Annotated in this window: 26 protein-coding genes, 1 tRNA gene and 1 pseudogene; 21 read left to right on the forward strand and 7 right to left on the reverse strand. The window is 69.2% G+C overall.

Features of this window, described 5'->3' with window-relative positions; genetic code table 11:
- Both DI276_RS50990 and DI276_RS18595 read left to right on the forward strand, forming a co-directional pair.
- A pseudogene (locus DI276_RS50990) lies at window positions 1–206 on the forward strand (sporulation protein); the annotation flags it as partial.
- 340 nt (window positions 207–546) lie between these two features.
- Entirely contained in the window at window positions 547–1,758 is a 1,212-nt protein-coding gene (locus DI276_RS18595; RefSeq protein WP_112265038.1) for a heparan-alpha-glucosaminide N-acetyltransferase domain-containing protein, read from the forward strand.
- Window positions 1,759–1,773: 15 nt separating this feature from the next.
- Here the strand turns inward: DI276_RS18595 and DI276_RS18600 are convergent, their stop codons facing one another.
- Window positions 1,774–2,337 carry an ester cyclase gene (locus tag DI276_RS18600; RefSeq protein WP_112265040.1) on the reverse strand — a complete coding sequence of 188 codons (564 nt, stop codon included), beginning with the start codon at window positions 2,335–2,337 and terminating at the stop codon, window positions 1,774–1,776.
- Window positions 2,338–2,428: 91 nt separating this feature from the next.
- Here DI276_RS18600 and DI276_RS18605 point away from each other — a divergent pair, with 91 nt between their 5' ends.
- Entirely contained in the window at window positions 2,429–3,127 is a 699-nt protein-coding gene (locus DI276_RS18605; protein ID WP_232836751.1) for a TetR/AcrR family transcriptional regulator, read from the forward strand.
- On the forward strand, window positions 3,124–4,287 hold the full coding sequence (locus DI276_RS18610; RefSeq protein ID WP_112265045.1) for an amidohydrolase: 1,164 nt from the start codon (window positions 3,124–3,126) through the stop codon (window positions 4,285–4,287). Before DI276_RS18605 ends, DI276_RS18610 begins: the two co-directional genes overlap by 4 nt.
- Here DI276_RS18610 and DI276_RS18615 read toward each other — a convergent pair.
- The gene (locus tag DI276_RS18615) at window positions 4,280–4,906 is read right to left on the reverse strand and encodes a TetR/AcrR family transcriptional regulator (protein WP_112265047.1); all 627 of its coding nucleotides are present in this window, start codon (window positions 4,904–4,906) and stop codon (window positions 4,280–4,282) included. The two genes, DI276_RS18610 and DI276_RS18615, sit on opposite strands and share 8 nt — an antisense overlap.
- Before the next feature lie 96 nt (window positions 4,907–5,002).
- On the opposite strand from DI276_RS18615, the gene DI276_RS18620 reads away from it, so the two are divergent.
- The 7 genes from DI276_RS18620 to DI276_RS18650 all read left to right on the forward strand — a co-directional run bounded on the left by DI276_RS18620 (window position 5,003) and on the right by DI276_RS18650 (window position 9,977).
- The gene (locus tag DI276_RS18620; protein ID WP_112265049.1) at window positions 5,003–6,502 is read left to right on the forward strand and encodes a flavin-containing monooxygenase; all 1,500 of its coding nucleotides are present in this window, start codon (window positions 5,003–5,005) and stop codon (window positions 6,500–6,502) included.
- Window positions 6,502–7,122 carry a lysoplasmalogenase gene (locus DI276_RS18625; RefSeq protein WP_112265052.1) on the forward strand — a complete coding sequence of 207 codons (621 nt, stop codon included), beginning with the start codon at window positions 6,502–6,504 and terminating at the stop codon, window positions 7,120–7,122. The genes DI276_RS18620 and DI276_RS18625 overlap by 1 nt, the downstream gene beginning before the upstream one ends.
- A 67-nt stretch (window positions 7,123–7,189) precedes the next feature.
- Window positions 7,190–7,263: transfer RNA gene (locus DI276_RS18630), tRNA-Lys, on the forward strand.
- Window positions 7,264–7,507: 244 nt separating this feature from the next.
- Window positions 7,508–8,200: an arsenate reductase/protein-tyrosine-phosphatase family protein gene (locus DI276_RS18635; protein WP_112265054.1), complete on the forward strand. Its 693-nt coding sequence runs from the start codon at window positions 7,508–7,510 to the stop codon at window positions 8,198–8,200.
- The gene (locus tag DI276_RS18640) at window positions 8,193–8,846 is read left to right on the forward strand and encodes an arsenate reductase ArsC (protein WP_112265056.1); all 654 of its coding nucleotides are present in this window, start codon (window positions 8,193–8,195) and stop codon (window positions 8,844–8,846) included. The genes DI276_RS18635 and DI276_RS18640 overlap by 8 nt, the downstream gene beginning before the upstream one ends.
- 22 nt (window positions 8,847–8,868) lie before the next feature.
- Window positions 8,869–9,570 (forward strand): MIP/aquaporin family protein, encoded by a 702-nt coding sequence (locus DI276_RS18645; RefSeq protein WP_112265721.1) that lies wholly within the window; start codon window positions 8,869–8,871, stop codon window positions 9,568–9,570.
- Complete coding sequence (locus tag DI276_RS18650) at window positions 9,567–9,977, forward strand: arsenate-mycothiol transferase ArsC (RefSeq protein WP_112265058.1); 411 nt, start codon at window positions 9,567–9,569, stop codon at window positions 9,975–9,977. The genes DI276_RS18645 and DI276_RS18650 overlap by 4 nt, the downstream gene beginning before the upstream one ends.
- On the opposite strand, the gene arsM is transcribed toward DI276_RS18650, so the two are convergent.
- The gene (gene arsM, locus DI276_RS18655) at window positions 9,968–10,717 is read right to left on the reverse strand and encodes an arsenite methyltransferase (protein ID WP_112265070.1); all 750 of its coding nucleotides are present in this window, start codon (window positions 10,715–10,717) and stop codon (window positions 9,968–9,970) included. The genes DI276_RS18650 and arsM overlap by 10 nt on opposite strands.
- Window positions 10,718–10,796: 79 nt before the next feature.
- On the opposite strand from arsM, the gene DI276_RS18660 reads away from it, so the two are divergent.
- Window positions 10,797–11,144: an ArsR/SmtB family transcription factor gene (locus DI276_RS18660; protein WP_112265072.1), complete on the forward strand. Its 348-nt coding sequence runs from the start codon at window positions 10,797–10,799 to the stop codon at window positions 11,142–11,144.
- A gap of 3 nt (window positions 11,145–11,147) precedes the next feature.
- On the opposite strand, the gene DI276_RS18665 is transcribed toward DI276_RS18660, so the two are convergent.
- From DI276_RS18665 to DI276_RS18675, 3 genes are read right to left on the reverse strand one after another with little or no spacing between them, the layout of a single operon-like run.
- A complete protein-coding gene (locus tag DI276_RS18665) occupies window positions 11,148–12,119 on the reverse strand; it encodes an ArsO family NAD(P)H-dependent flavin-containing monooxygenase (protein WP_112265074.1) in 972 nt (323 codons plus the stop codon).
- Window positions 12,106–13,317: an MFS transporter gene (locus tag DI276_RS18670; protein ID WP_112265076.1), complete on the reverse strand. Its 1,212-nt coding sequence runs from the start codon at window positions 13,315–13,317 to the stop codon at window positions 12,106–12,108. Before DI276_RS18670 ends, DI276_RS18665 begins: the two co-directional genes overlap by 14 nt.
- Window positions 13,307–14,638 carry an NAD(P)-binding domain-containing protein gene (locus DI276_RS18675; protein ID WP_112265078.1) on the reverse strand — a complete coding sequence of 444 codons (1,332 nt, stop codon included), beginning with the start codon at window positions 14,636–14,638 and terminating at the stop codon, window positions 13,307–13,309. The genes DI276_RS18670 and DI276_RS18675 overlap by 11 nt, the downstream gene beginning before the upstream one ends.
- Window positions 14,639–14,737: 99 nt before the next feature.
- Between DI276_RS18675 and DI276_RS18680 the strand changes: the two genes are divergently transcribed.
- The 6 genes from DI276_RS18680 (at window position 14,738) to DI276_RS18705 (ending at window position 18,063) form a co-directional block, all read left to right on the forward strand.
- Window positions 14,738–15,577 (forward strand): helix-turn-helix domain-containing GNAT family N-acetyltransferase, encoded by an 840-nt coding sequence (locus tag DI276_RS18680; RefSeq protein WP_112265080.1) that lies wholly within the window; start codon window positions 14,738–14,740, stop codon window positions 15,575–15,577.
- An 82-nt stretch (window positions 15,578–15,659) separates the two neighbouring features.
- Window positions 15,660–15,836, forward strand: a complete 177-nt coding sequence (locus tag DI276_RS18685) for a CsbD family protein (protein ID WP_059362550.1) — start codon at window positions 15,660–15,662, stop codon at window positions 15,834–15,836.
- Between the two features lie 206 nt (window positions 15,837–16,042).
- Window positions 16,043–16,498, forward strand: coding sequence for a DUF6292 family protein (locus DI276_RS18690; RefSeq protein ID WP_157984798.1), 456 nt, complete (start codon window positions 16,043–16,045; stop codon window positions 16,496–16,498).
- A 151-nt stretch (window positions 16,499–16,649) separates the two neighbouring features.
- The gene (locus tag DI276_RS52170; protein WP_232836785.1) at window positions 16,650–16,907 is read left to right on the forward strand and encodes a DUF5994 family protein; all 258 of its coding nucleotides are present in this window, start codon (window positions 16,650–16,652) and stop codon (window positions 16,905–16,907) included.
- Window positions 16,908–17,041: 134 nt separating this feature from the next.
- The gene (locus DI276_RS50995; protein ID WP_198680739.1) at window positions 17,042–17,197 is read left to right on the forward strand and encodes a DUF6307 family protein; all 156 of its coding nucleotides are present in this window, start codon (window positions 17,042–17,044) and stop codon (window positions 17,195–17,197) included.
- On the forward strand, window positions 17,194–18,063 hold the full coding sequence (locus DI276_RS18705) for a transglutaminase-like domain-containing protein (RefSeq protein ID WP_198680740.1): 870 nt from the start codon (window positions 17,194–17,196) through the stop codon (window positions 18,061–18,063). Before DI276_RS50995 ends, DI276_RS18705 begins: the two co-directional genes overlap by 4 nt.
- A gap of 528 nt (window positions 18,064–18,591) precedes the next feature.
- Here DI276_RS18705 and DI276_RS50045 read toward each other — a convergent pair.
- Complete coding sequence (locus DI276_RS50045) at window positions 18,592–18,744, reverse strand: hypothetical protein (RefSeq protein WP_157984799.1); 153 nt, start codon at window positions 18,742–18,744, stop codon at window positions 18,592–18,594.
- A 59-nt stretch (window positions 18,745–18,803) separates the two neighbouring features.
- On the opposite strand from DI276_RS50045, the gene DI276_RS18715 reads away from it, so the two are divergent.
- The 3 genes from DI276_RS18715 (at window position 18,804) to DI276_RS18725 (ending at window position 20,795) form a co-directional block, all read left to right on the forward strand.
- Window positions 18,804–19,007, forward strand: a complete 204-nt coding sequence (locus tag DI276_RS18715; protein WP_112265090.1) for a cold-shock protein — start codon at window positions 18,804–18,806, stop codon at window positions 19,005–19,007.
- A gap of 235 nt (window positions 19,008–19,242) precedes the next feature.
- Complete coding sequence (locus DI276_RS18720; protein WP_112265092.1) at window positions 19,243–20,157, forward strand: acyl-CoA desaturase; 915 nt, start codon at window positions 19,243–19,245, stop codon at window positions 20,155–20,157.
- A complete protein-coding gene (locus tag DI276_RS18725) occupies window positions 20,154–20,795 on the forward strand; it encodes a GAF and ANTAR domain-containing protein (RefSeq protein WP_112265094.1) in 642 nt (213 codons plus the stop codon). Before DI276_RS18720 ends, DI276_RS18725 begins: the two co-directional genes overlap by 4 nt.

Consider the following 20,795-nt stretch of genomic DNA (forward strand, 5'->3'; position numbering starts at 1 on the left):
ACCCGGCGTTCGGCGGCCAGCACGGCTACGGCGGACAGCCCGGGTACGGCGGCGGCTACGACCACGACGACCAGCACGGTCAACGGCGCGGGCCGGGCATGGGCGGCATGCTCGCCGCCGGTGCGGCCGGCGCCGCGGGCGGTGTGCTCGGCGGAATGGCGATCAGCAGCATGGCCGACGAGTTCTTCGGCGACGACGAAGGCTGACCGGGACTCGCAGCGAAGCCCGCGTGACAGGCGCCCCACTCCCTCGGCGCCTGTCACGCGGGCTTCGTGCTGAGGCAGCCGCGGGACAAATGTCCACTGAGGACTTACCCTCCAGCCGACGATCAACCGCTCCTGAACAGCCACAGTGGACTCCCGAGCCGATCGGCCCGGAAGGTCCGGCCGGGTGGCGGGGGCCGTACCCCAACCTGACGGATGGTCCCGTCACCTGCCGCACCGCAACAGTTGCGGTATGACACAGATGCCACCACCGCAGGACACGTCGACTGCGCCGGAGACATCGCCTCCCCAACCTCAGCCGGCGACCGAACCCGCTCCCTCGATGGGACGCTTGGTCGGGATCGACCTGGCCCGCGCGCTGGCCGTGTTCGGCATGTACGTCGTGCACCTCGGCCCCTCGGCGACCAACGCGACCGGCGTCGGTGCCTGGGTGCGGCACCTGACGGAAGGCCGTTCGTCGGCCCTGTTCGCCACGCTCGCCGGGTTCTCGCTGATGCTGATCGCCGGCCGCCTCGAGCCGAAGACCGGTGTGGCCGGACGGCAGGCGAAGGCCAGGATCGCGATCCGGGCCGCGGTCCTGCTCGTCCTGGGCACCGTGATGATCACGTTCTACGGCGACGTGGTGATCCTCGCCTCCTACGGGCTCTTCTTCCTCCTGGCCATGCCACTGCTGCGGCTGAGCGCCAAGACGCTCGCGATCATCGCGGCCGGGATCGCCGTCGCCGGGCCGCTGCTGGCCTTCGGCCTCAAGCTCCTGATCACCGAGCCGGCCAGGGCAGCTGTCAAGGCCTACGACCCACTGGCCCAACTCGGCGGCGCGGGACTGCTGGACCTCCTGCTCACCGGCTTCTACCCGGCGATCCCCTGGATGGCGTTCATCGTCGGCGGCATGGCGCTGGGCCGGCTGGACCTGACCTCCGGCACCGTGCGCAAGCGGCTGGCCGTGTTCGGTCCCGCCCTCGCCCTGTTCGCCTACGGCACCTCGTGGCTGCTGTCCCGGCTGATCGACGGCGTCCGGGAAGCCGCGGAGATGCAGAGCGCCAGGGGACCCGGCGGCTCGGGCATGGGCAAGGGACCGAAGGACCTCGGCGCCGCCGCTGACATGATGCCGCCCAACACCACGGGATCGGCCTGGTCGCTGCTGACCTCGGGGCCGCACAGCGGAATGCCGTTCGACGTCATCGGCTGCATCGGAGTCGCGATCACCGTCATCGTGCTCGCCATGATGGCCATCGACCGCCTGCCGCTGCTGCAGCGCCTGGCCGCACCGATCATCGCCGTGGGCACCATGTCCCTGACCGCCTACGTCGGCCACTTCCTGCTGTCGTCCCAGATGTCCGGAGCTTCCGGAGCCGGCGAACCCTCCGGGATGGCCGTGACCGCCGGGTCCGAGTCCCAGGCGTCCTGGACGCCGGTGCTCATGTTCATCTTCGGCGCCATGGTGTTCGCCTTCGTCTGGTCTCGCTTCTTCAGCAAGGGACCGCTGGAGTACTTGCTCAACCTCGCCACCAAGCCGGCGAAGTACATCCGCTGAGACCTGGCCGACCGGCTACCTGCCGGTCGGCCAGGCTTGACCGGTGTCGGTCAAGCGCGGGTCCGGCTCGCCACCGGCCATGGCGAGCGCGCCGGCGACGACGCGGCCGAGCTTGAGCAGGTCGGCGGGCTTCTTCTTGTCCAGCCCGGCGAGCAGCTGCTTGAGGATGGTGAGCTGGTCGAAGTAGATGCGTTCGGTGACCAGGTTCTCGTCGGCGTCGAAGATGAAGTACGCGGTCATGCGGGTGCGGTGCGTGGAGCCGGTGGGCGGGATCTTGCCGAGCGGGCCGTTGTGGGTGCCCGTCAACCAGAACTCGACGATCACGGCGTCGTGCGCGTGCCGCAACGCGATGATCTCGTGGTTCTGGTCGGGAAACGCCACCCGCGTGTCGTGGTAGTACTCGCGGACTTCACCGTCGCCGTCGTGAACCTTCATCTGCGCGATGAGCTCGTAGTGCGGGTGTGGGAACGTCGAGAGCGTGGCGTCCCAGTCCTGCCGGACCTCGTCATGAAAGTGGTCGAGGACGAGCTTTTCGCGTGCGCGCAGGACTTCTTCGGACGGCAAGGCGAAGCGGGACATGGGATGCTCCTGCTTTATCCACGGTGTGGGTTTACTGCACGGTATACCCACACCGTGGATTTCAACAAGGCGTTGGGGCACGATGAACGCCATGAGCACCACACGCAGGGGACGTCCGCCCAAGGGCGAGAGCCAGCTCTCCCGCGAGGCGATCGTGCAGGCCACCCTGCGGGTCATCGACGCGGAGGGCGTCAGCGCGGTCAGCATGCGCGCGGTCGGGCGTGTCCTCGGGGTCGACGCGAAGAGCCTTTACCACCACGTCGACGGCAAGGACGGCCTCCTCGACGCGGTGGCCGAACACCTCCTGGGGTCCATCGCGCTACCCGAGCGCACCGGCGACCTGACCACCGATCTGCGGGCGATCGCCTACGCCTTCCGCGAGCGGGCACTGGCCCATCCCGAGGCGGCTTCCCTCGTGCTGACCCGGCAGCTGGCCTCGTTCGAGGCGCTCGCCCCGATCGAGGCGGTCCTGACCGTCCTGCGCGCGGCCGGCTGCCCTGCGGAGGAAGCCGTCCACCTCCTCAGGACGCTCGTCGCGACCCTCATCGGCTCACTGTTGCGGGAAGTCAACGCCGGCCCGACCTACGGCACCACCGACACCGCCGGAATCGCGCAGCGCCAAGCGGTCCTGGCGAACAGCGGCCTGCCCGCGATCGCAGCCGCCGCACCGCACCTCGCCCGGTTCGACGCCGCCGCCGAGTACGAGTTCGCGGTGGAACTCGCACTCGACGCGCTGGTCGCACGGATCGGCACCGGCGCACGTCCCGACACTGAGATCATCGGCCCATGACCGATCTGCACGAGCTCTATCGCGACCTGCACCAGCACCCCGAACTGTCGCTGCAGGAGTTCCGCACAGCCGAAGTGCTCGCGGATGCACTGCGGCCGCTGGGTTTCGACGTCACCACGAACGTCGGCGGCACGGGCGTGGTCGGCGTGCTGCGCAATGGCGACGGGCCGGTAGTGCTGCTGAGGGCGGACATCGACGCGTTGCCAGTCGAAGAAGCGACCGGGCTGCCCTACTCCTCGACTCGGCCCGGAGTGGCGCACGCGTGCGGGCACGACATGCACGCCACGTGCCTAGTCGGGGCGGCCGAGCGGCTCGCACAGACCCGCGCGGAGTGGTCCGGCACGCTGCTCGTGGTCTTCCAGCCGGCCGAGGAACTGGTCTGCGGCGCGCGGAACATGGTCGAGGACGGGCTGTTCGAGCGGTTCGGCCGGCCGGACATCGTGCTGGCGCAGCACGTGGGGCCGTTGCCCGCCGGCATGATCGCGTACGGCAGCGGCCCGCTCATGGCGGCGTCCGACTCCGTCACGGTCACGTTGTTCGGGCGGGGTGGCCACGGGTCGGCGCCGGAGACGACGGTCGACCCGGTGCTGATGGCCGCCCACGCCGTCGTGCGGCTGCAGGGCATCGTCGCGCGCGAGATCTCGCCCAGCGAGCGTGCGGTGGTCACGGTCGGGCGGATTCAGGCCGGTACCCAGGAGAACGTCATCCCGGAGACGGCCGAGCTCGGGATCAACATCCGGTCGTTCAACGAGCACGTCCGCGGTCTGCTGCGCGCCGCCGTCGAACGGATCGTGCGCGCCGAGGCTGCCGCGTCCGGGGCGCCGCGCGAGCCGGAGTTCGACTGGCACGGGGGTACGCCGGTGCTGGTGTCCGATCCCGACGCGACCAGCAGGACGGTCGAGGCCTTCACAGCGCAGTTCGGCCAGGAACGCCTGATCCCCGGCGCGGTGGTCAACGCGAGCGAGGACGTCGGCGTGTTCGGCATGGCCGCCGAAGTGCCGACGGTGTTCTGGTTCTTCGGCGGCATCGACTTCAGCGCACGCGAACCAGGCCGGGCCGCGCCGATGAACCACTCCCCCGAGTTCGCGCCGGACATCGAACCGACGCTGTCCACGGGCGTCGACGCGCTGGTCGTCGCCGCACGGACGTGGCTCAGCTAGCGGCGATCCCGTCGTACATCACGCGTCGCACGGCCTCGCTGAGCGCGCGCTGGTCCTCCGGCGTGCGCAGTGAGGTGATCGCCGAACCGAGGATCATCCCGTTGATGGCACGGGCCGTGTTGGCGACGTCGAGGTCGGCGCGCAGGTAACCCAGCTCGACGCCGTGCGAGAGGTAGGCGGCGGTCAGCGCGGCGGCCAGGTCGAACAGGTCGAGGATCCGTTCGGCCATCGCGCGGTCGATGCCGGGCGCCTCGAACAGCAGCAGGCGTGGCACGCGGGGGTCCTCGCCGAAGATGCGGGCCAGCGACTCGCCGATGCGCTCGGACTGCTCGCGGTACTCGGCGAGCGTCGACACCGCGTCCGGCGCGTTCTCCGCCGTGAGGGCCCCGGTGATGCGGGCGACCAGGTCGTCGACGACGTGGTCGACGATGTCCCGCTTGTTCTGGAAGTACCGGTAGAACGTGCCGTGCCCGATGCCGAGCCGCGTGGCGACGTCGGCGATCCCGGTGGCGTGGTAGCCGCGTTCGGCGAAGCAGTCGAACGCCGCGTCGATGATCTCGCGGCGCAACTCCTGCTTCTTGCGCTCGGCGCGGCTGACGGGTTCGGCACTGGACGTCATGCCGCAAGTCTATGACCTGCGGACACTTGTGATCACCCGAAAACTGACATACGGTTCCGGAACTGACACTCGATTCCGTTCGGCGAGGAGGTCGGGATGACCAGGCAGTACGACGCGATCGTGGTCGGTGCCGGATTCGGCGGCATGGGTGCGGCGATCGAGCTCAACCGGCTCGGGCTGCGCGACCTGCTGATCCTGGAACGGGAGGACGACCTCGGCGGCACCTGGCACGTGAACCGCTATCCGGGGCTGGCCGTGGACATCCCGTCCTCGACGTACTCCTACTCGTTCGAGCCGAACCCGCACTGGTCGCGGCTGTTCGCGGCGGGCGACGAGCTCAAGCGGTACGCCGAGCACGTGGCGGACAAGTACGACCTGCGGAAGTACATGCGCTTCGGCACCGTCGTGACCGGCGCGTCCTGGCAGGACGACCGCTGGGAGGTCGTCACCGACAACGAGACGTTCACCGCGCGCTACCTGGTTACCGCCACCGGGTTCCTCTCCATGCCGAAGACTCCCGACATCGCGGGCATCGAGTCGTTCCAGGGCAAGGTGGTCCACACCGCCGCGTGGGAACCGACGGACCTGACCGGCAAGCGGGTCGCGGTCATCGGCACGGGTGCCACCGCGGTGCAGCTGATTCCCGAACTGGCTCGGGAAGCCTCGGCTTTGACCGTCTTCCAGCGCACGCCGATCTGGGTCAGCCCCAAGCCCGACTACCCGATCCCGCAAGTGCTGCGGACGTTGTTCGCGCGGCTGCCGCTCGTGCAACGGGCCGTGCGGTGGCTGGGCAGCTCGATCCTGGAGCTGATGATGATCTCGGGCGTGGTGCACTACAAGCAGCTGCGCGTCGCGAACCGGCTGGCCGAGCGGTGGTGCCGGGCGCACCTGCACCGCCAGGTCCGCGACCCGGAGCTGCGCCGCAAGCTCACGCCGGACTACTCGTTCGGCTGCAAGCGGCCCACGTTCTCCAACGACTACTTCCGCACGTTCACCAAGCCGCACGTGCGCCTCGACACGTCGACCATCGCCCGGATCGACGCTTCCGGTGTCGTCACAGCCGATGGCCGCACCGAGATCGACGTGCTCGTGCTGGCAACGGGATTCAACCTCTGGGACACCAACTTCCCGGCGTTCGAGGTGATCGGTCGCGACGGCAGGGACCTCGGCGCGTGGTGGCGAAAGAACCGGTTCCAGGCCTACGAAGGCGTGACCGTGCCGGGCTTCCCGAACTACCTGTCGCTCAACAGCCCCTACTCCTACAGCGGGCTGTCGTACTTCACGACGATCGAGTGCCAGATGACGCACATGCGGCGGTTGTTCACCGCGATGCACGCACGTGGCGCAGCCGTCTTCGAGGTCACCCAGCGGGCCAACGACCAGTTCCTGCACCGGATGCGCACGAAGGTCACGCAGAACTCGGTGTTCTCGCTCGGCCAGTGCGCCACCGCGCACAGCTACTACTTCAACCAGCACGGTGAAGCCACCCTGCTGCGGCCGACGTCGACGATCAGCGCGCACCGGGCCGCCGGCCGTTTCCCGTTGGAGGACTACGACTTCTCGCCGGCCCTCGCGGCCACCGGGGCGGCGGCGTGATGAAGAAGCGGGCGTACGCGGCTACCGCGATCGTGGACTCGATCGCGGCAGCCCTTCCCAGCGCGCACGCCGCGCGCGCCGTGACCAAGTCGGCGTTGATGCCCGTGCTGGCAGTGGCTTCGCCGCCGCGCGATCCCGGCATGGCGGTCGGCCTCGCCGGGTCGTGGGCGGGCGACGTGGCTCTGCTCGGCGACTCGGACCGCGCGTTCCGCACCGGCCTGTTCAGCTTCCTCGTGGCCCACGTCGGTTACACGGCGGCGATGGCACGGCGGTCGACACCTGGCTCGCGCCGGCTGGTCGTGCCGATCGTCGCGGCTTCAGCGACCGGGGCCTTCGCGTTCGCTCGTGCGGCGGGACCCTCGATGGGAAAGCCGGTGGGCCTGTACGCCCTGACACTCGGCACCATGGTGGCTGCTGCTTCCACCGCACGTGGTGCCGGTGCGCGGCGGGTTTTCGGTGGTGCGGCGCTGTTCGCGGTGTCGGACGCGTTGCTCGGGGCCAGCCGGTTCGTCCTCTGCGGACGGGCGGCGCGGGTGGCTTCGGCCGGCGTGATGCCCACCTACGCGGCCGCGCAGTGGCTCATCCACACGGGGTTCTCACGGGACGGTGACCCCGCATGAAAACCCGTTGGATGCCCTGTGCTAACGTTCTTACGTCGGAACGAGCAAGGCTCCGGCACACAAACAAGCGCCGCTAGCTCAGTTGGTTAGAGCAGCTGACTCTTAATCAGCGGGTCCGGGGTTCGAGTCCCTGGCGGCGTACTCCAGAGAAGCAGGTAGAGATTCATCTCTACCTGCTTTTTTGCATTTCGCGTACTCATCTTCATTCTTCGTTCCTCCGTTGTGGATCATGGTTTGTGAGCCCGAGACGCGGGTGATCTTCGAGCGCCGGACGGTCCGGCACGATGCGGACCGAGGCGACCTTGCGCGGCACGAGGCGGGCGATTCCCTCCGTCCAAGGTCACTCGCTTGACACCGGCCATATTAGTCAACGAACATTGAGTCAATGAACGTTGAGTGGTCTTCCTCCCTGGTTGCGCGGGCACGGCTGCACGCCGCGCTCGGCGAGCCCGCGCGGCTGGCGATCGTGGACCGGTTGCTGCTCGGCGACGCCTCGTCCGGCGAGATCGGCCGGGAGCTGGGCCTGCCGAGCAATCTGCTGGCGCACCACGTGAAGCTGCTCGACCAGGCGGGCGTGCTGGAACGCTCTCGCTCCGAGGGAGATCACCGCCGCGTCTACCTGCGCCTGCGGCCTGACGCGCTGACCGGCCTGGCGCCGATGGGGTCGCTGCGGGCCGCGCGGGTGGTGTTCGTCTGCACCCACAACTCCGCGCGTTCCCAGCTCGCCACCGCGCTGTGGAAGCGTCGCAGTTCGGTGCCCGCGGCTTCGGCCGGCACCGAGCCCGCCCGGCGCGTGCATCCACTGGCCGTCGCCGTGGCCCGTGAGCACGGCTTGTCGCTGGCCAAGGCGCACACCGCGCACGTCAGCGACGTGCTGCGGCCCGACGACCTCGTCGTCGCCGTGTGCGACAACGCTCACGAAGCACTCGACAGCCACGACGACCGGCTGCACTGGTCAGTTCCCGACCCGTCGCGCATCGGCACCGGCGACGCCTTCGACTCCGCTCTACGTGATCTCGCCGACCGGGTCGACCGGTTGGCGCCAGCTGTTCACCACACTGGAGAGAGCGATGACTGAGACCTACGACCGCCGTCATCTGAGCATCGACCAGCATCTCGCCCTGACGACCGCCGCCACCCGGCTGCAGCGCGAGTTCGACGGAATCTTCGGACAGGAGACCATCGAGCGTTTCCTGCACGGCAGCTACGACCAGTTCGCCTCGCACAGCACCGTCCCGAACTTCCTGCCCCTGCTGGCAGAACGCTTTGCCCGCCAACGCCTCCACGCGCTCGCTCGGGTCGAGGGGCACGCTCACGACGGCAAGCCCACCGTGCTGTTCCTGTGCGTGCACAACGCCGGGCGCTCCCAGATGGCGCTCGGGTTCTTCCAGCACCTCGCCGGTGACCGCGCCGTCGCGTGGTCCGGCGGGTCCGAGCCCGGCTATGAGATCAACCCGTCCGCGATCGCGGCGATGGCCGAACGTCACATCGACATCTCCGGCGAGTTCCCCAAGCCGTGGACCGACGAGATCGTCCGGGCCGCCGATGTGGTGATCACGATGGGCTGCGGTGACGCGTGCCCGGTGTTCCCCGGCAAGCGCTACCTGGACTGGACGCTCGACGATCCGGCGGGCAAGACGGTCGAGGACGTTCGCCCGGTCCGCGACGAGATCGAGCGCCGGGTCCGCGGCCTGCTCGACGAGCTCGGCGTTCCCGCCCAGTAGTTCTGTCCATTGAGGAGTGTTGATGACCCGCAGGTTGGCCGCCGAGTTCCTCGGCAGCATGCTGCTGGCCACGCTGGTGATCGGTTCGGGCATCGCCGCCCAGCGCCTGTCTCCGGGTGATGTCGGCCTGCAACTGCTGGAGAACGCGGCCGCGACGGCCGTCGGCCTGTACGCGATCATCCTGATCTTCGGCCCGATCAGCGGCGCCCACTTCAACCCGGTGGTGTCGCTGGCCGACGCCGCGTTCGGCGGGCTGACGTGGCGCGAGGCCTTGACTTATGTGCCGGCTCAGGTGATCGGGTGCGTCGTCGGCGCGGTGCTCGCGAACGTCATGTTCGAAGCTCCCGCGGTCAGCATCAGCACGACCGAGCGGGCGACCGTCGCGCACGGCGTGTCGGAGGTGGTGGCGACCGTCGGCCTGCTGCTGGTGATCTTCTCGTTGGTGCGGTCCGGGCGTGGCGAGCGGGCTCCCGCCGCGGTGGGCGCCTACATCGGTGCGGCGTACTTCTTCACCAGCTCCACCAGTTTCGCCAACCCGGCCATCACCATCGGCCGCATGTTCAGCGACACGTTCGCGGGCATCGCCCCCTCGTCAGTGCCCGCGTTCATCGCCGCCCAGCTCGTCGGCGGAGCCCTCGCCATCGCCGTGCTGCGCGTGCTCTACCCGAACCCCGGCACCAACGCCGAAGACGTCGTACTCCCCCAACTGAAGGAGCAGTCGTGACCGCTACGCCCGAGGTGCTGTTCGTCTGCATCCACAACGCAGGCCGTTCGCAGATGGCCGCCGCACTGCTGCAGCACTACGGGATGGGCCGCATCTCGGTGCGCTCGGCGGGCTCGGCACCTGCGGAGAAGGTGAACCCGGCCGCCGCAGAGGCACTCGCCGAGTGGGGTTTGGACATCACCGCCGAGGTGCCGTCCAAGCTCACCACCGAGGATGTCGAAGCCTCCGACGTCGTGATCACCATGGGCTGTGGCGACACGTGCCCCGTGTTTCCCGGCAAGCGGTACCTCGACTGGCAGCTCGACGACCCCGCCGGGCAGGGCGTGGACGCGGTCCGCCCGATCCGCGACGACATCGACCGTCGTGTCCGTGGGCTCGTCGCGGAGCTGCTCGACGGTCAGTTCTGAGGCTTGGTGGCGCGCACGATCGCCGAGTGCATGCCGTCGGCGACCTGCTGGGTCGGGGTGATCTCGATGGCGGTGAACCCCGCGGCCTGCAGGCCGTCGCGGTACTCGGCGAACGTGAGCGCGCCGGCGATGCAGCTGACGTGAGAACCGCGCTCGGCCCGTTCCGCCGGGGTGAGGGCGTCGTCGGCCACGACGTCGGAGACGCCGATGCGGCCGCCGGGACGCAGCACGCGGAAGGTTTCGGCGAACACGGCGGGCTTGTCGACCGACAGGTTGATGACGCAGTTGGAGATCACGACGTCGATGGTGTTGCCGGGCAACGGAATGGCTTCGATGTTGCCCTTGAGGAACTCGACGTTGGTGGCGCCCGCCTTGTCCATGTTGGACAGGGCGAGCGCGAGCATCTCGTCGGTCATGTCCAGGCCGTAGGCCTTGCCGGTCGGACCGACACGGCGCGCGGAGAGCAGTACGTCGATGCCGCCTCCGGAGCCCAGGTCCAGCACTCTCTCGCCCTCGCGGAGCTCGGCGACGGCGATGGGGTTGCCACACCCCAGTGATGCGGCGACCGCCTCAGCAGGCAGCTCGTCGCGCTGAGCCGCCGGGTAGAGCGTGGCGCCGAAGCTCTCATCGACCTCCACGGCCTCAGGTCCGCAGCACCCGCCTCCCCCGTTGACGACGGCGGTCGCGGCTGCGGCGTAGCGGGCACGGACGGTCTCGCGCAGCTCAGTCTGCTCACTCATGGGTGGCACACCTCCAGGCTGTATCGAAGTTTGTCTATGCAGTGTTGCGCAGAACGGGAAGCGCCGTCAATATTGAAATATGTCGAAGCAAGACGCGGGCTGCTGCGAGCCGCTGTCAGAGGAGCCGCTCGCCGCACAACAGGCGGCAGAGCTGTCGACGATGTTCAAGGCGCTCGGCGATCCGGTGCGCCTGCGACTGCTGTCGATGATCGCCTCACGCCCGGACGGCGAGGTCTGCGTCTGCGAGCTGACCCCCGCGTTCGAGCTGTCCCAGCCGACCATCTCGCACCACCTCAAGCTGCTGCGGCAGGCCGGCCTGGTCGACTCCGAGCGCCGGGGCACCTGGGTGTACTACCGCGCGCGGCCGGAGACGACCGATCGGATGGCGGCGGTGCTGAGCAGCGTGGCCCGCCCGGTCACGGCCTGAACCTCAGCCCACACTGGCGGAGATCCTCGCGACCGCCGCCTTCGCCGTCGGTCCCACTCCGATGAGAGTCGCGGACGCAGGTCCCGTCCAACTCCCGTAGCCGAGCAGATGCAGGCGCGGCTCGTCGGCCGCCGACGTGCCGGTGACCGGGACACGTCCTTCGGCGTCGCGCAGGCGCAGCGGGGCGAGATGACTGAGGACGGGCCGGAATCCGGTGCACCACACCACGGCGTCGGCACGAGCCAACGCGTCCACGTCCATGGAGGTGGCGACGAGCAATCCGCGGTCACGTGCCTCGCGAACGGCTGGAACCGCCACGATGTCACCAAGTTCGCCGACGCTGCCACGCCGGGTGGCGATGTCGAACAAGGCTTTGCCATCGATCTCATCGGGCATGTACCGCGGTGCCCGGCGGGTCATCCAGGTCAGGTCAGCGTGCGGCACGAGGTCGGCGGCGATCTGGGCACCGGAGTTGCCGCCACCGACCACGACTACCTTCTGTCCCGCGAACTCGAGCGGATCGCGGTAGTCGACGGTGTGCAGCTGACGGCCGGGCAGGTCCAGCAGCGGGCGGAACGGCCGCCACCACGTACCGGTCGCGCTGATCACGTGCCTGGCCGACCAGGTCCCGGAATCGGTGTGCACCAACAGCCTGTTCTCGCCGCGGTGGACTGAGGTGACCTGGACCGGGCGCTGAACGGGGATGTCGTAGCGCTTCTCGTAGGCGGCGAGGTAGTCGACGACGTGCTGCGCGGTCGGGTATCCGTCCGAAAAGGACGGCATCGGCCAGCCAGGCAACGAACTGTGGCGCGCAACGGAGAACAACCGCAACGAGTTCCACGCGTGCGGCCACGCCCCACCCGGCACAGGTTGCGCATCGAGGACCACGTGATCGATCCCGGCTCGGCGCAGATAGAACGCAGCAGCCAGCCCCGCCTGGCCGCCACCGACCACCACGACGTCAGACCTCAGCACGAGCCACCTCCACCTGCGGCACGCTAGCGGTCGACAACACGGCCGCCATGACCCCGACCAGCCCTAGCACGACGAACACAGCCGGAAAGCCACCGAGCCAGGCCGCCAACGCGCTGCCCGCCCACGGTGCGATGGCGGCGGTGAACATGACCGGCGCGATCAACAGACCGTTGAGTTGTCCGTAGTGGACAGCGCCCCATCGATCGGTGATCGCAGTCGCCTGCACCAGCGTGAAGATCCCGCGTATGACTCCGGCGAGCACAGAGCCTGCGATCAGCAGCAGGGCCGGGCCGGGCACCACGCCGAGCAGGATGGTGACGACAGCGCTGAGCAGCAGGATCAACAGGGTCCGCAGGCGCACCGACGTCCTCGCGGCCAACCTGGCGTAGCCGAGCCGGCCGAGCACCTGGCCGACGCCGCCCAGGCCGAGCGCGATGGCTGCGGCCGAGGTCGTCATGCCGCGTTCGGTCAGCAGCGGCACGAGGTTGATCACGACGGCGTACACGCTGAACGAGGCCAGGCTCATCGCGACCACGAGCACCAGGAACGGTCTGCTGCGCGCCACCGCCGACGGAGCACGCGCGGCCTCGTGCTCGATCGCCGGCCACGGCAACCGCAAGCCCCACAGGTGCAGCGGAATCGTCGTGACAGCGAGGAATCCGGCTAGCAACAGGTACGTGTCGCGCCAGTCCACCTGGTCGTTGAGCACGGCGGTCAGCGGCGCGAACACGGTGCTGGCCAGCCCGGCAACCAACGTGAGCGCGGTCAGCGCGGACACCCGGCGCGGCCCGTACCAGCGGGTCAGCGCGGCGAACGCGGGCGCGTAGAAGACCCCGGCCATCGCGACACCGGCCAACAGCCAGGCCGCGATGAACCAAGCCAGCGAGCTTGCGCTCGCCAACGCGACGAGCGCAAGCACGGCCAGGATCGAGCCGGTGGTCATGATGGCGCGCGGGCCGTGCCGGTCGAGCAGCTTGCCCACCGGAATCCCCACCAGGCCCGCGACGATCTGGCTCGCGGAGAACCCCGCCGTGATCGCCGCGAGCGACCAGCCCGTCCGCGTGCTGATGGTCGGCAGCAGCACGGGGAAGGCGTAGTAGAGCACGCCCCAGCTGATGATCTCGGTGGTGCACAGGACGATCAGCACGCGGCGCAGCCCGGCAGTGGTGCCGGGCTGCGTCGTTGTGTCAGCGTGCACTGGGTGCGAGGCCGATCGTCACGTCGACCGTCTCGGGTGCGCCGCAGCAGCCGCCACCGTTCTTCTGCTCCTCGGGAGCGTCGAACACACCGGCGCCACCGCACACACCGGTCTCCGGCAGCACCAGCTCCACCCGCCCGGCTGACTCGAGGTCGCCCGCGATCGCCGCGACGACCGACCGGACCTGTTCGTAGCCGGTGAGCGCGAGGAACGTCGGCGCGCGGCCGTAGCTCTTCATGCCCACCAGGTAAACGCCCGGCTCGGGATGCCGCAACTCGCTTTCACCGTGCGGGTAAACCGTGCCGCACGAGTGGACGTTCGGGTCGATCAACGGCGCGAGCTTCACCGGCGCCTGCAACACCGGGTCCAGGTCGAGCCGGATCTCCGACAGCCACGACAGATCCGGCCGGAACCCCGTCAGCACAACGACTTCGTCGACGCCCTCGATGCGGTGGCCGTCGAACGACTCCAGCGCGAGCGTGCCGTCGGGGCCGCGTTCAACCGCGGCGGTGCGGAAGCCGGTGACCGTCTCGATGTGCCCGGCTTCGGCCGCCTGCTGAGCCCGCAGCCCGAGCGCGCCGCGGGCGGGCAGTTGGTCGGCCTCGCCGCCACCGAAGACGTTGCCCACGGCACCGCGCCGCAGCAGCCACACGATCTTCGTGCCGGGCTCCTGCTCGGCGAGGTCCGCCAGCGCGACCAGCGCGGTGAGCGCCGAGTGCCCGCTGCCTGCGACCACGATCCGCTTGCCCGCGTACCTGTCATGCTCGGTCCCGACGTCTGGAACCCGGTAAGTGATCTGCGACGCCGCCGCCTTCTCCCCCGCCGCGGCCAGCCCATCGCCACCGAGCGGGTTCGGCGAACCCCACGTGCCAGAAGCGTCGACCACCGCACGGGCCGTGATCCGCTCCTCGCCGCCTGCCGTCTGCACGTGCACCGTCAACGGCTCGTCGGCACGCCCGGAGTCGACGATCCGGTCCCGGCCGCGCCGCGCGACACCGACCACCCGCGCACCGAACCGAACCCGGTCGCCCAGGGCGGCAGCGAGCGGCACGAGGTAGCGGTCCGCCCACTCGGCACCGGTCGGGTAACCGTCGCCGTCCGGCCGCACCCAGCCGGTCGGTTCGAGCAGGCGGGCCGCCGCCGGATCCACGAGCTCGCTCCACCGCGAGAACAAGCGCACGTGGTTCCACTGCGACACGGCGGCCCCTGCCCGGTCACCGGCTTCCAGCACAATCGGTCGCACCCCTCGTTCGACCAAGTGCGCCGCCGCGGCCAAACCCGCAGGTCCAGCTCCCACCACGACCACCGGCAACCCGTTCACCGCACACCCCTTGCATCGATGGACTTCAAATCAACACCAGTGACTGTATCGACGTGTATCGATTGACGCAACCATCGATCTGCGTCGATACTTGCCCGCATGACGGTCACCGCGTCCAGTCCTCGGTTGCTCGGCACACAGGACGCCGCCACCTACTCGGAGTGGTTCGCGAGCCTCGCCGAACCCACCCGCGTCCGGCTGCTGCACGCCGCCGCGACTGCGGGCAGGTCGATGACGGTCGGCGAGCTGACCGAACTGCTCGGCATCAGCCAGTCCACCTGCTCCCACCACGTGCGCAAGCTCGTCGAGGTCGGTTTCCTGAGGTCGCACAAGGAGGGCACAGCCACGCACGTCACCGTGAACCCGTCGTGCTGCACTGGCCTGCCGCACGCAGCCGATGTCGTCATGGGCGTGCTCGCCCCCCGCCCGTGCTGCCCGGACAACCTGCCGCTCGACGTCACCGTCCGCGCGCTGCGCTACGACGACTGGACCGCCGTGCGCCGCATCTACGCCGAGGGCATCGCCACCGGCGACGCCACCTTCGAAACCGAAGTCCCCCAACGCCGAGCGCTCGACGCCAAGTGGCTGCCCGACCACCGCTGGATCGCCGAGATCGACGGCGAGGTAGCAGGCTGGGCCGCGGCCACACCGGTGTCCACCCGCGACTGCTACGCAGGCGTGGCCGAACACTCCGTCTACGTCGCCGCCGACTTCCGCGGCCGAGGCGTCGGCAAAGCCTTGCTGCACAAGCTCGTCACCGCCGCCGACGCAGCCGGCCTCTGGACGTTGCAAACCTCGATCTTCCCCGAGAACCGCGCAAGCCTCGCCCTGCACCACTCCGCGGGCTTCCGCACCCTCGGCGTCCGCGAACGCATCGCGCAACACCACGGCGTGTGGCGCGACACCGTCTTCCTCGAACGCCGCACCGCCAACTCCTGAGAAGCGGACGGTTGAAGTCCGTCTGCGCGGGCATCCGGAGGCAGACGTCGCACCTGAGATTCGGGTGTCGGGGAAGGACCACATGGGCACCGACGACAAGCTCGACGCCAAGGCCGACGAGCTCAAGGGCAAGGTCAAGGAAGGCGTCGGCGACGCGACCGACGACAAGGGCTTGGAAACCGAGGGCAAGGTCGACCAGGCGAAGGGTCACCTGAGTGAGTCGGCCGAGAAGGTCAAGGACGCCTTCAAGAAGGACTGAACGGCTCACTGCTCTCCTCTGGGGCGCGCACCGCGGCGGTGCGCGCCCCAGGTGCGTGCGGTCCGGCGAACGCTCCGCCACGGTTGGCGAGCAGCTACAGTGCAGGAACCGGGCCGTCGATCGGCCCGTCCACTCGCTTCGTCACCTCCGCGGTCTGTGTCCGCCCGCCGTGGCTCCGCAGCGATCTGAGGAAGGCGGAGTCCGGCATGTCAGTGACCGCGCCCATCGGGGATGATCGGAGGCTGCGCGGCCGGAACGCCACGTCCGAGGGCACGTACCTGCTGGCAGGTGCCCTCGAGCGGTACGTGGGGAAGGTCGCCGAGGCTCTCGGCGTGCCGCGCGACGGCATCAGCTTCGAGGTCACCGACACCGCAACGGCCTACATCGCACTCGGCTGCCGCGCCGTGGCTCACCCGGATCGTGACGTCATGCTCGTCTGGAGCGCGACGCAGGGCTGGGCGGTGTCGATCGAGACCGATCCCGCCGAGCCTCGGATCGTGCTCGCCCGCTCGGCCGGGGACATCGTGCAGGCGCCGGAGGCCGTGGCACGTCTGGTGGCCGAGTCCATGGGACGCCTCGGTGCCCGGGAAGCCCCGGTGGCAGGCCCGCCGTTGATGGGGTGGTCGGACCTCGCCGAGTGCATGGAACGTTACGCGCCCTGAAGTGGTGGACGCCGTTTCGGTCGATCAGGCCGGAATGCGTGTAGTGTCGGTTCTGCCGAGAGCATCTCGCACCTGAGCACTCAAGCTCACGTCGCACTCGGCGAAACCTGAACCGGTCCCCCTTCGGGCCGGAGACGGGAGTCCCGGCATGATGTCGGCTCCTCACCATTCCACGGCCCCTCCGGCTGTCACGGCCAACGAGCAGCCTCGGTATCCGCTGCGATTGCGGTTGCGGCCGAAGGCGCTCACCACGGGGTATGTCGACGGTGCCTGGTGGCCACGTTCCCGGGACCTCGCCGCCGAACTGCCCGCGCTGCTCGCGGTGCCGGCAGTTCGGCTGGGCGGCGTCGCCCCACACCGCTCCTCGGTCCGCCTGACACCAGCCCTTCCGCCGTCCACCACGCCATGATGCACGCCGCTCGCCGCGAAAACGCCGACACCGTCGACGTTCTGCCGCACGACAGCGAGGCCGACGAGTCCATTGTGGACGCGCTCGATGTCGGAAGCGCCTGCATACCCGAACAAACAACGCAAGGAAATTGGATGACGACATCGACCCACGTATCCGCATATGAGCGCAGGCTCAAGATGGTGGAGGACGTGCTGACCGGCCGAACCGAACTCGACGGCAAGGCCGCACGGGATCTCGCGGTGCACGTGTTGCGCGCGCTGGACCACATCCCCGAGCGGGTGCGTTGAACTCGCGCCACTACGGCACTGGCGCGACACAGCTGACGTGGGGCACCCGACTGCTCCGCGTCGGTTGTGCGTTCACCTACCGCGCCGAAGTGCCCACGCCGGCGGTGTTCCTGGTGCGCCCGCTGTGGAGTGCGGACGTGCGGCTGAGCCGGGAGCACCTGGACGTCCAGCCGGACGTCCCGATGCGGCATCACCTCGACCTGTACGGCAACCGCAACACCAGGATCGTGCTTCCTCCTGGTCTGTCCACAGTGCACTACAGCGCGTGGGTGGACGTGCCGGACAGGACGGAGGACGTGGACGACACCGTGCCGGAGACGCTGCCCGACGGTCTTCCGGACGACGTGCTGCTGTACACGCTGCCCAGCAGGTACTGCGTGTCCGACGTGCTGGGCGACGAGGCCTGGTCGAGGTTCGGCGCTCATCCGCCCGGTTACGGCCGGGTGCGCGAGATCTGCCGGCACGTCCACGAGTCGCTGAGCTTCGGCTACGGCACCTCCACCGCGTTGTCGACCGCGGCCGACGTCAACGCCGCGGGTTTCGGTGTCTGCCGTGACTTCACGCATCTGGCGATCTCGTTCTGCCGCGCCCTCAACATTCCGGCCCGGTACGTCTTCGGCTACCTGCCGGACCTGGACGTGCCGCCCGACGGTGCGCCGATGGACTTCGCGGCGTGGATGGAGGTCTGGCTGGGCGACCGCTGGTGGACCTTCGACCCGCGCAACAACGAGCCCCGCAAGGGACGCGTCGTCATCGGCAGAGGCCGCGACGCCGCCGACGTCGCGATGGTCACCACGTTCGGCGGCCCGGTGCTCGAGTCGATGGTCGTTCAGGCGGAAGAGGACCTGGCCCCGTCATGGCGCTGAGCGGGAGCGCCGAGATGAACTCGGAGCAGCTCTGCACCACTGCGGCTTTGGCCGCATCACGCGGTCACCGATTGACGCGTACGCGCTGACACGCGCTCTCTCGTTCCAGCACTGATCATCGGAGCACCCGCAATTCCCGAGTCACGAACCGCCGCCATGAGGTTGTTGCTGCAGCAGTGGAACGCGGAAAGCACCCGCCTTCCGGCCCCGGCCGGCCGATGGGCGATCGAACGCACCTCCGACGGTCAGGTCATCGGCGGCGCCCACCTGCTCCCGCTGTCGTCCGGCCTGGCAACACCCGCGTCGCTCGGCCCGCCCGGTCGCGGCAGACCCGTCGCTGCCGACATTCGGCTACTGTGGGGCGGGTTGGGGTCCAGCCGACGGCATCCAGCCGACGCGGTCCCCGATCCCGTCCGGTCCGGTGGTTCTCCGGCCGGAGACAGGAGCACCGGCTTGTTGCCGGACAGCCAGCCTCCCCCTTCCAGATCCCGCGCAGCCGTCGACTTCGCCGAAGCACGACTGGCCGCGTCACGAGCGGAAGTCGTCCAACAACGCCAGGCCGCCCGACGAGTTGCGGAACACGCTCGCGATGCGGGCGACTGCCGTGAACTGCTGTCCATGCTCGGCCTGGCAAAACTGCCACCGGGCTCCTGCGGCGCGGTCCCGCGACACGACCAGCACACCACCCCGACTTTCCCGGAGGCGCTCGACGTGTTCCGGCCTGTGGAAGGAGCACGTGCATGAACCGAGGCACCGTCAAGTGGTTCAGCGGCAGCAAGGGTTTCGGCTTCATCGCGCCCGAGAACGGTGGGCCGGACCTGTTCGTGCACCACACCGAGGTGAACGGCTACGCCTACCAGGGCATCCCGGACAACCAGCCGGTGGAGTTCGAGATCGGCGAGGGCGACAAGGGGCCGCGAGCGGTCTCCGTGCGCGTTCTCTGACCGGCTGAAGAACCGGCGGCCGGTCCTCGCGCAACCGGCCGCCGACCTCGCCCAGCACAGTCCACTGCGGAGTGAGGTGCCGCGAGGTTTCGGCACCACCACGAACGGGGTAGCCAGCACTTTCGACTGACCTGCACCGATCGCCCCAGACCCCGGCGGCGGAGACGCAATCGCCGTGCTGGAGGTGCGTGACGTGAGCGCATCAGTTCCCGGAGTTCAGGTTGGGCCACAACCGATGCTCTCGGGCGAGAAGACCCCGTTCGAGATGTTCCTGGTGAAGCTCTTCGCGGTCGTCCCGGCGGTGGCCCTGGTGGCCGCCGTGCCGCTGGCGTGGGGCTGGGGACTCGGCTGGGCGGACGTCGGGATCGCCGTCTTCTTCTACATCTTCACGAGTCTTGGCGTGACGGTCGGCTTTCACCGCTACTTCACCCACGGCGCTTTCAAAGCCAACCGCGCCTTGCGGATCGCGCTCGCCATGACCGGCAGCATGGCGATGCAGGGCCAGATCATCGGCTGGGTCGCCGATCACCGCCGGCACCACGCCTACGCCGACCGCGAGGGCGATCCCCACTCGCCGTGGTTGTACGGCACGTCGGCCGTCGCACTGGCCAAGGGTTTCTGGCACGCCCACATGGGCTGGATGTTCCGGCGAGAACTGACCAACGCCGCGCGCTTCGCCCCCGACCTGCTCCGCGATCCGGACATCCAGCGGGTCAACCGCTGGTTCCCGGCGTTGACCGCGGTGACGCTGCTCGCTCCCGCGGTGCTCGGCGGGCTGATCACGTGGAGCTGGTGGGGTGCGCTGACGGCGTTCTTCTGGGCCGGTCTCGTCCGGGTCGCGGCGTTGCACCACGTGACCTGGTCGGTCAACTCGATCTGCCACATGATCGGCGATCGCCCGTTCGAGGCGCGCGACAAGTCGGCGAACTTCTGGCCCTTGGCGATCCTGTCGATGGGTGAGTCGTGGCACAACTCCCACCACGCCGATCCCACCTGTGCGCGCCACGGAGTTCGCCGGGGCCAGATCGACGTCTCCGCGCGTCTGATCCGGATCTTCGAACAACTCGGCTGGGTCACCGACGTGCGCTGGCCCAGGCCGGAGCGCCTCGCCCGCAAGCTCAGGGACAACACGGCCCGAGCAGCGGTGTGAGCGATGAGCGGCTGGTCGAAGCGGCCTGCGAGGTGTGCGTTCACCTGGCGGGAGTGAGCGGGGCTCAGCTGACACTCGTGAACGGCACCGGGCGGGGCGAGTCGCGATACGCCACGAACGCGACCGGCGGGCGCCTCGAGAACCTGAGGTTCGTCCTGGGCGAAGGCCCTGGTGAGGACGCTTTGAGCTCCGGCCTGCCGGTCTTGGTGGCGGAGCTGGACTCCCGGGAGAACCGGCTGCGATGGCCGCTGTTCGTGCCGGCCGCGTGCGCGGCCGGGGCGTCCGCGGTCTTCGTGTTCCCGCTGTGCAGTGGCGTCATCCGGATCGGAGCGCTCGCTCTGCACCGGTACGGACCCGGTCCGCTCACCACGACACAGATTCTGGACGTCCACGTCCTGACCGAGGTCATCCTCTCGTTGGCACTGAACGAGCTGACCCGGCTGCACTCCGACAGCCGTGCCGAGGTCCACCAGGCGACCGGGATGCTGTCGGTCCAGTTGGGTGTGAGCATGGAGGAAGCCCTCGCGCGGCTGCGGGGGCACGCGTTCGCCCACGACCAGCCGGTGGTCGAGGTCGCCCACGAAGTCGTTGCCCGGCATTTGCGGCTGAGTCCGGGCACCGCGTCGGGACTCGCGTGA

Origin of the sequence: Lentzea terrae (assembly GCF_003265345.1) — a bacterium.
GTDB classification, from domain to species: Bacteria; Actinomycetota; Actinomycetes; order Mycobacteriales; family Pseudonocardiaceae; genus Lentzea; species Lentzea terrae.

Excerpts from the sequence above, each read along its gene's own strand:
- DI276_RS52170 (WP_232836785.1), top strand. The coding sequence starts at position 16,650 with ATGTCGGCTCCTCACCATTCCACGGCCCCTCCGGCTGTCACGGCCAAC.
- DI276_RS18715 (WP_112265090.1), top strand. The coding sequence starts at position 18,804 with ATGAACCGAGGCACCGTCAAGTGGTTCAGCGGCAGCAAGGGTTTCGGC.
- DI276_RS18615 (WP_112265047.1), bottom strand. The coding sequence starts at position 4,906 with ATGACGTCCAGTGCCGAACCCGTCAGCCGCGCCGAGCGCAAGAAGCAG.
- DI276_RS18640 (WP_112265056.1), top strand. The coding sequence starts at position 8,193 with ATGACTGAGACCTACGACCGCCGTCATCTGAGCATCGACCAGCATCTC.
- DI276_RS18690 (WP_157984798.1), top strand. The coding sequence starts at position 16,043 with ATGTCAGTGACCGCGCCCATCGGGGATGATCGGAGGCTGCGCGGCCGG.
- DI276_RS18685 (WP_059362550.1), top strand. The coding sequence starts at position 15,660 with ATGGGCACCGACGACAAGCTCGACGCCAAGGCCGACGAGCTCAAGGGC.
- DI276_RS18625 (WP_112265052.1), top strand. The coding sequence starts at position 6,502 with ATGAAGAAGCGGGCGTACGCGGCTACCGCGATCGTGGACTCGATCGCG.
- DI276_RS18720 (WP_112265092.1), top strand. The coding sequence starts at position 19,243 with ATGCTCTCGGGCGAGAAGACCCCGTTCGAGATGTTCCTGGTGAAGCTC.
- DI276_RS18660 (WP_112265072.1), top strand. The coding sequence starts at position 10,797 with ATGTCGAAGCAAGACGCGGGCTGCTGCGAGCCGCTGTCAGAGGAGCCG.
- DI276_RS18595 (WP_112265038.1), top strand. The coding sequence starts at position 547 with ATGGGACGCTTGGTCGGGATCGACCTGGCCCGCGCGCTGGCCGTGTTC.
- DI276_RS50995 (WP_198680739.1), top strand. The coding sequence starts at position 17,042 with ATGACGACATCGACCCACGTATCCGCATATGAGCGCAGGCTCAAGATG.
- DI276_RS18605 (WP_232836751.1), top strand. The coding sequence starts at position 2,429 with ATGAGCACCACACGCAGGGGACGTCCGCCCAAGGGCGAGAGCCAGCTC.
- arsM (WP_112265070.1), bottom strand. The coding sequence starts at position 10,717 with ATGAGTGAGCAGACTGAGCTGCGCGAGACCGTCCGTGCCCGCTACGCC.
- DI276_RS18610 (WP_112265045.1), top strand. The coding sequence starts at position 3,124 with ATGACCGATCTGCACGAGCTCTATCGCGACCTGCACCAGCACCCCGAA.
- DI276_RS18635 (WP_112265054.1), top strand. The coding sequence starts at position 7,508 with ATGAACGTTGAGTGGTCTTCCTCCCTGGTTGCGCGGGCACGGCTGCAC.
- DI276_RS18600 (WP_112265040.1), bottom strand. The coding sequence starts at position 2,337 with ATGTCCCGCTTCGCCTTGCCGTCCGAAGAAGTCCTGCGCGCACGCGAA.
- DI276_RS18645 (WP_112265721.1), top strand. The coding sequence starts at position 8,869 with ATGACCCGCAGGTTGGCCGCCGAGTTCCTCGGCAGCATGCTGCTGGCC.
- DI276_RS18680 (WP_112265080.1), top strand. The coding sequence starts at position 14,738 with ATGACGGTCACCGCGTCCAGTCCTCGGTTGCTCGGCACACAGGACGCC.
- DI276_RS18620 (WP_112265049.1), top strand. The coding sequence starts at position 5,003 with ATGACCAGGCAGTACGACGCGATCGTGGTCGGTGCCGGATTCGGCGGC.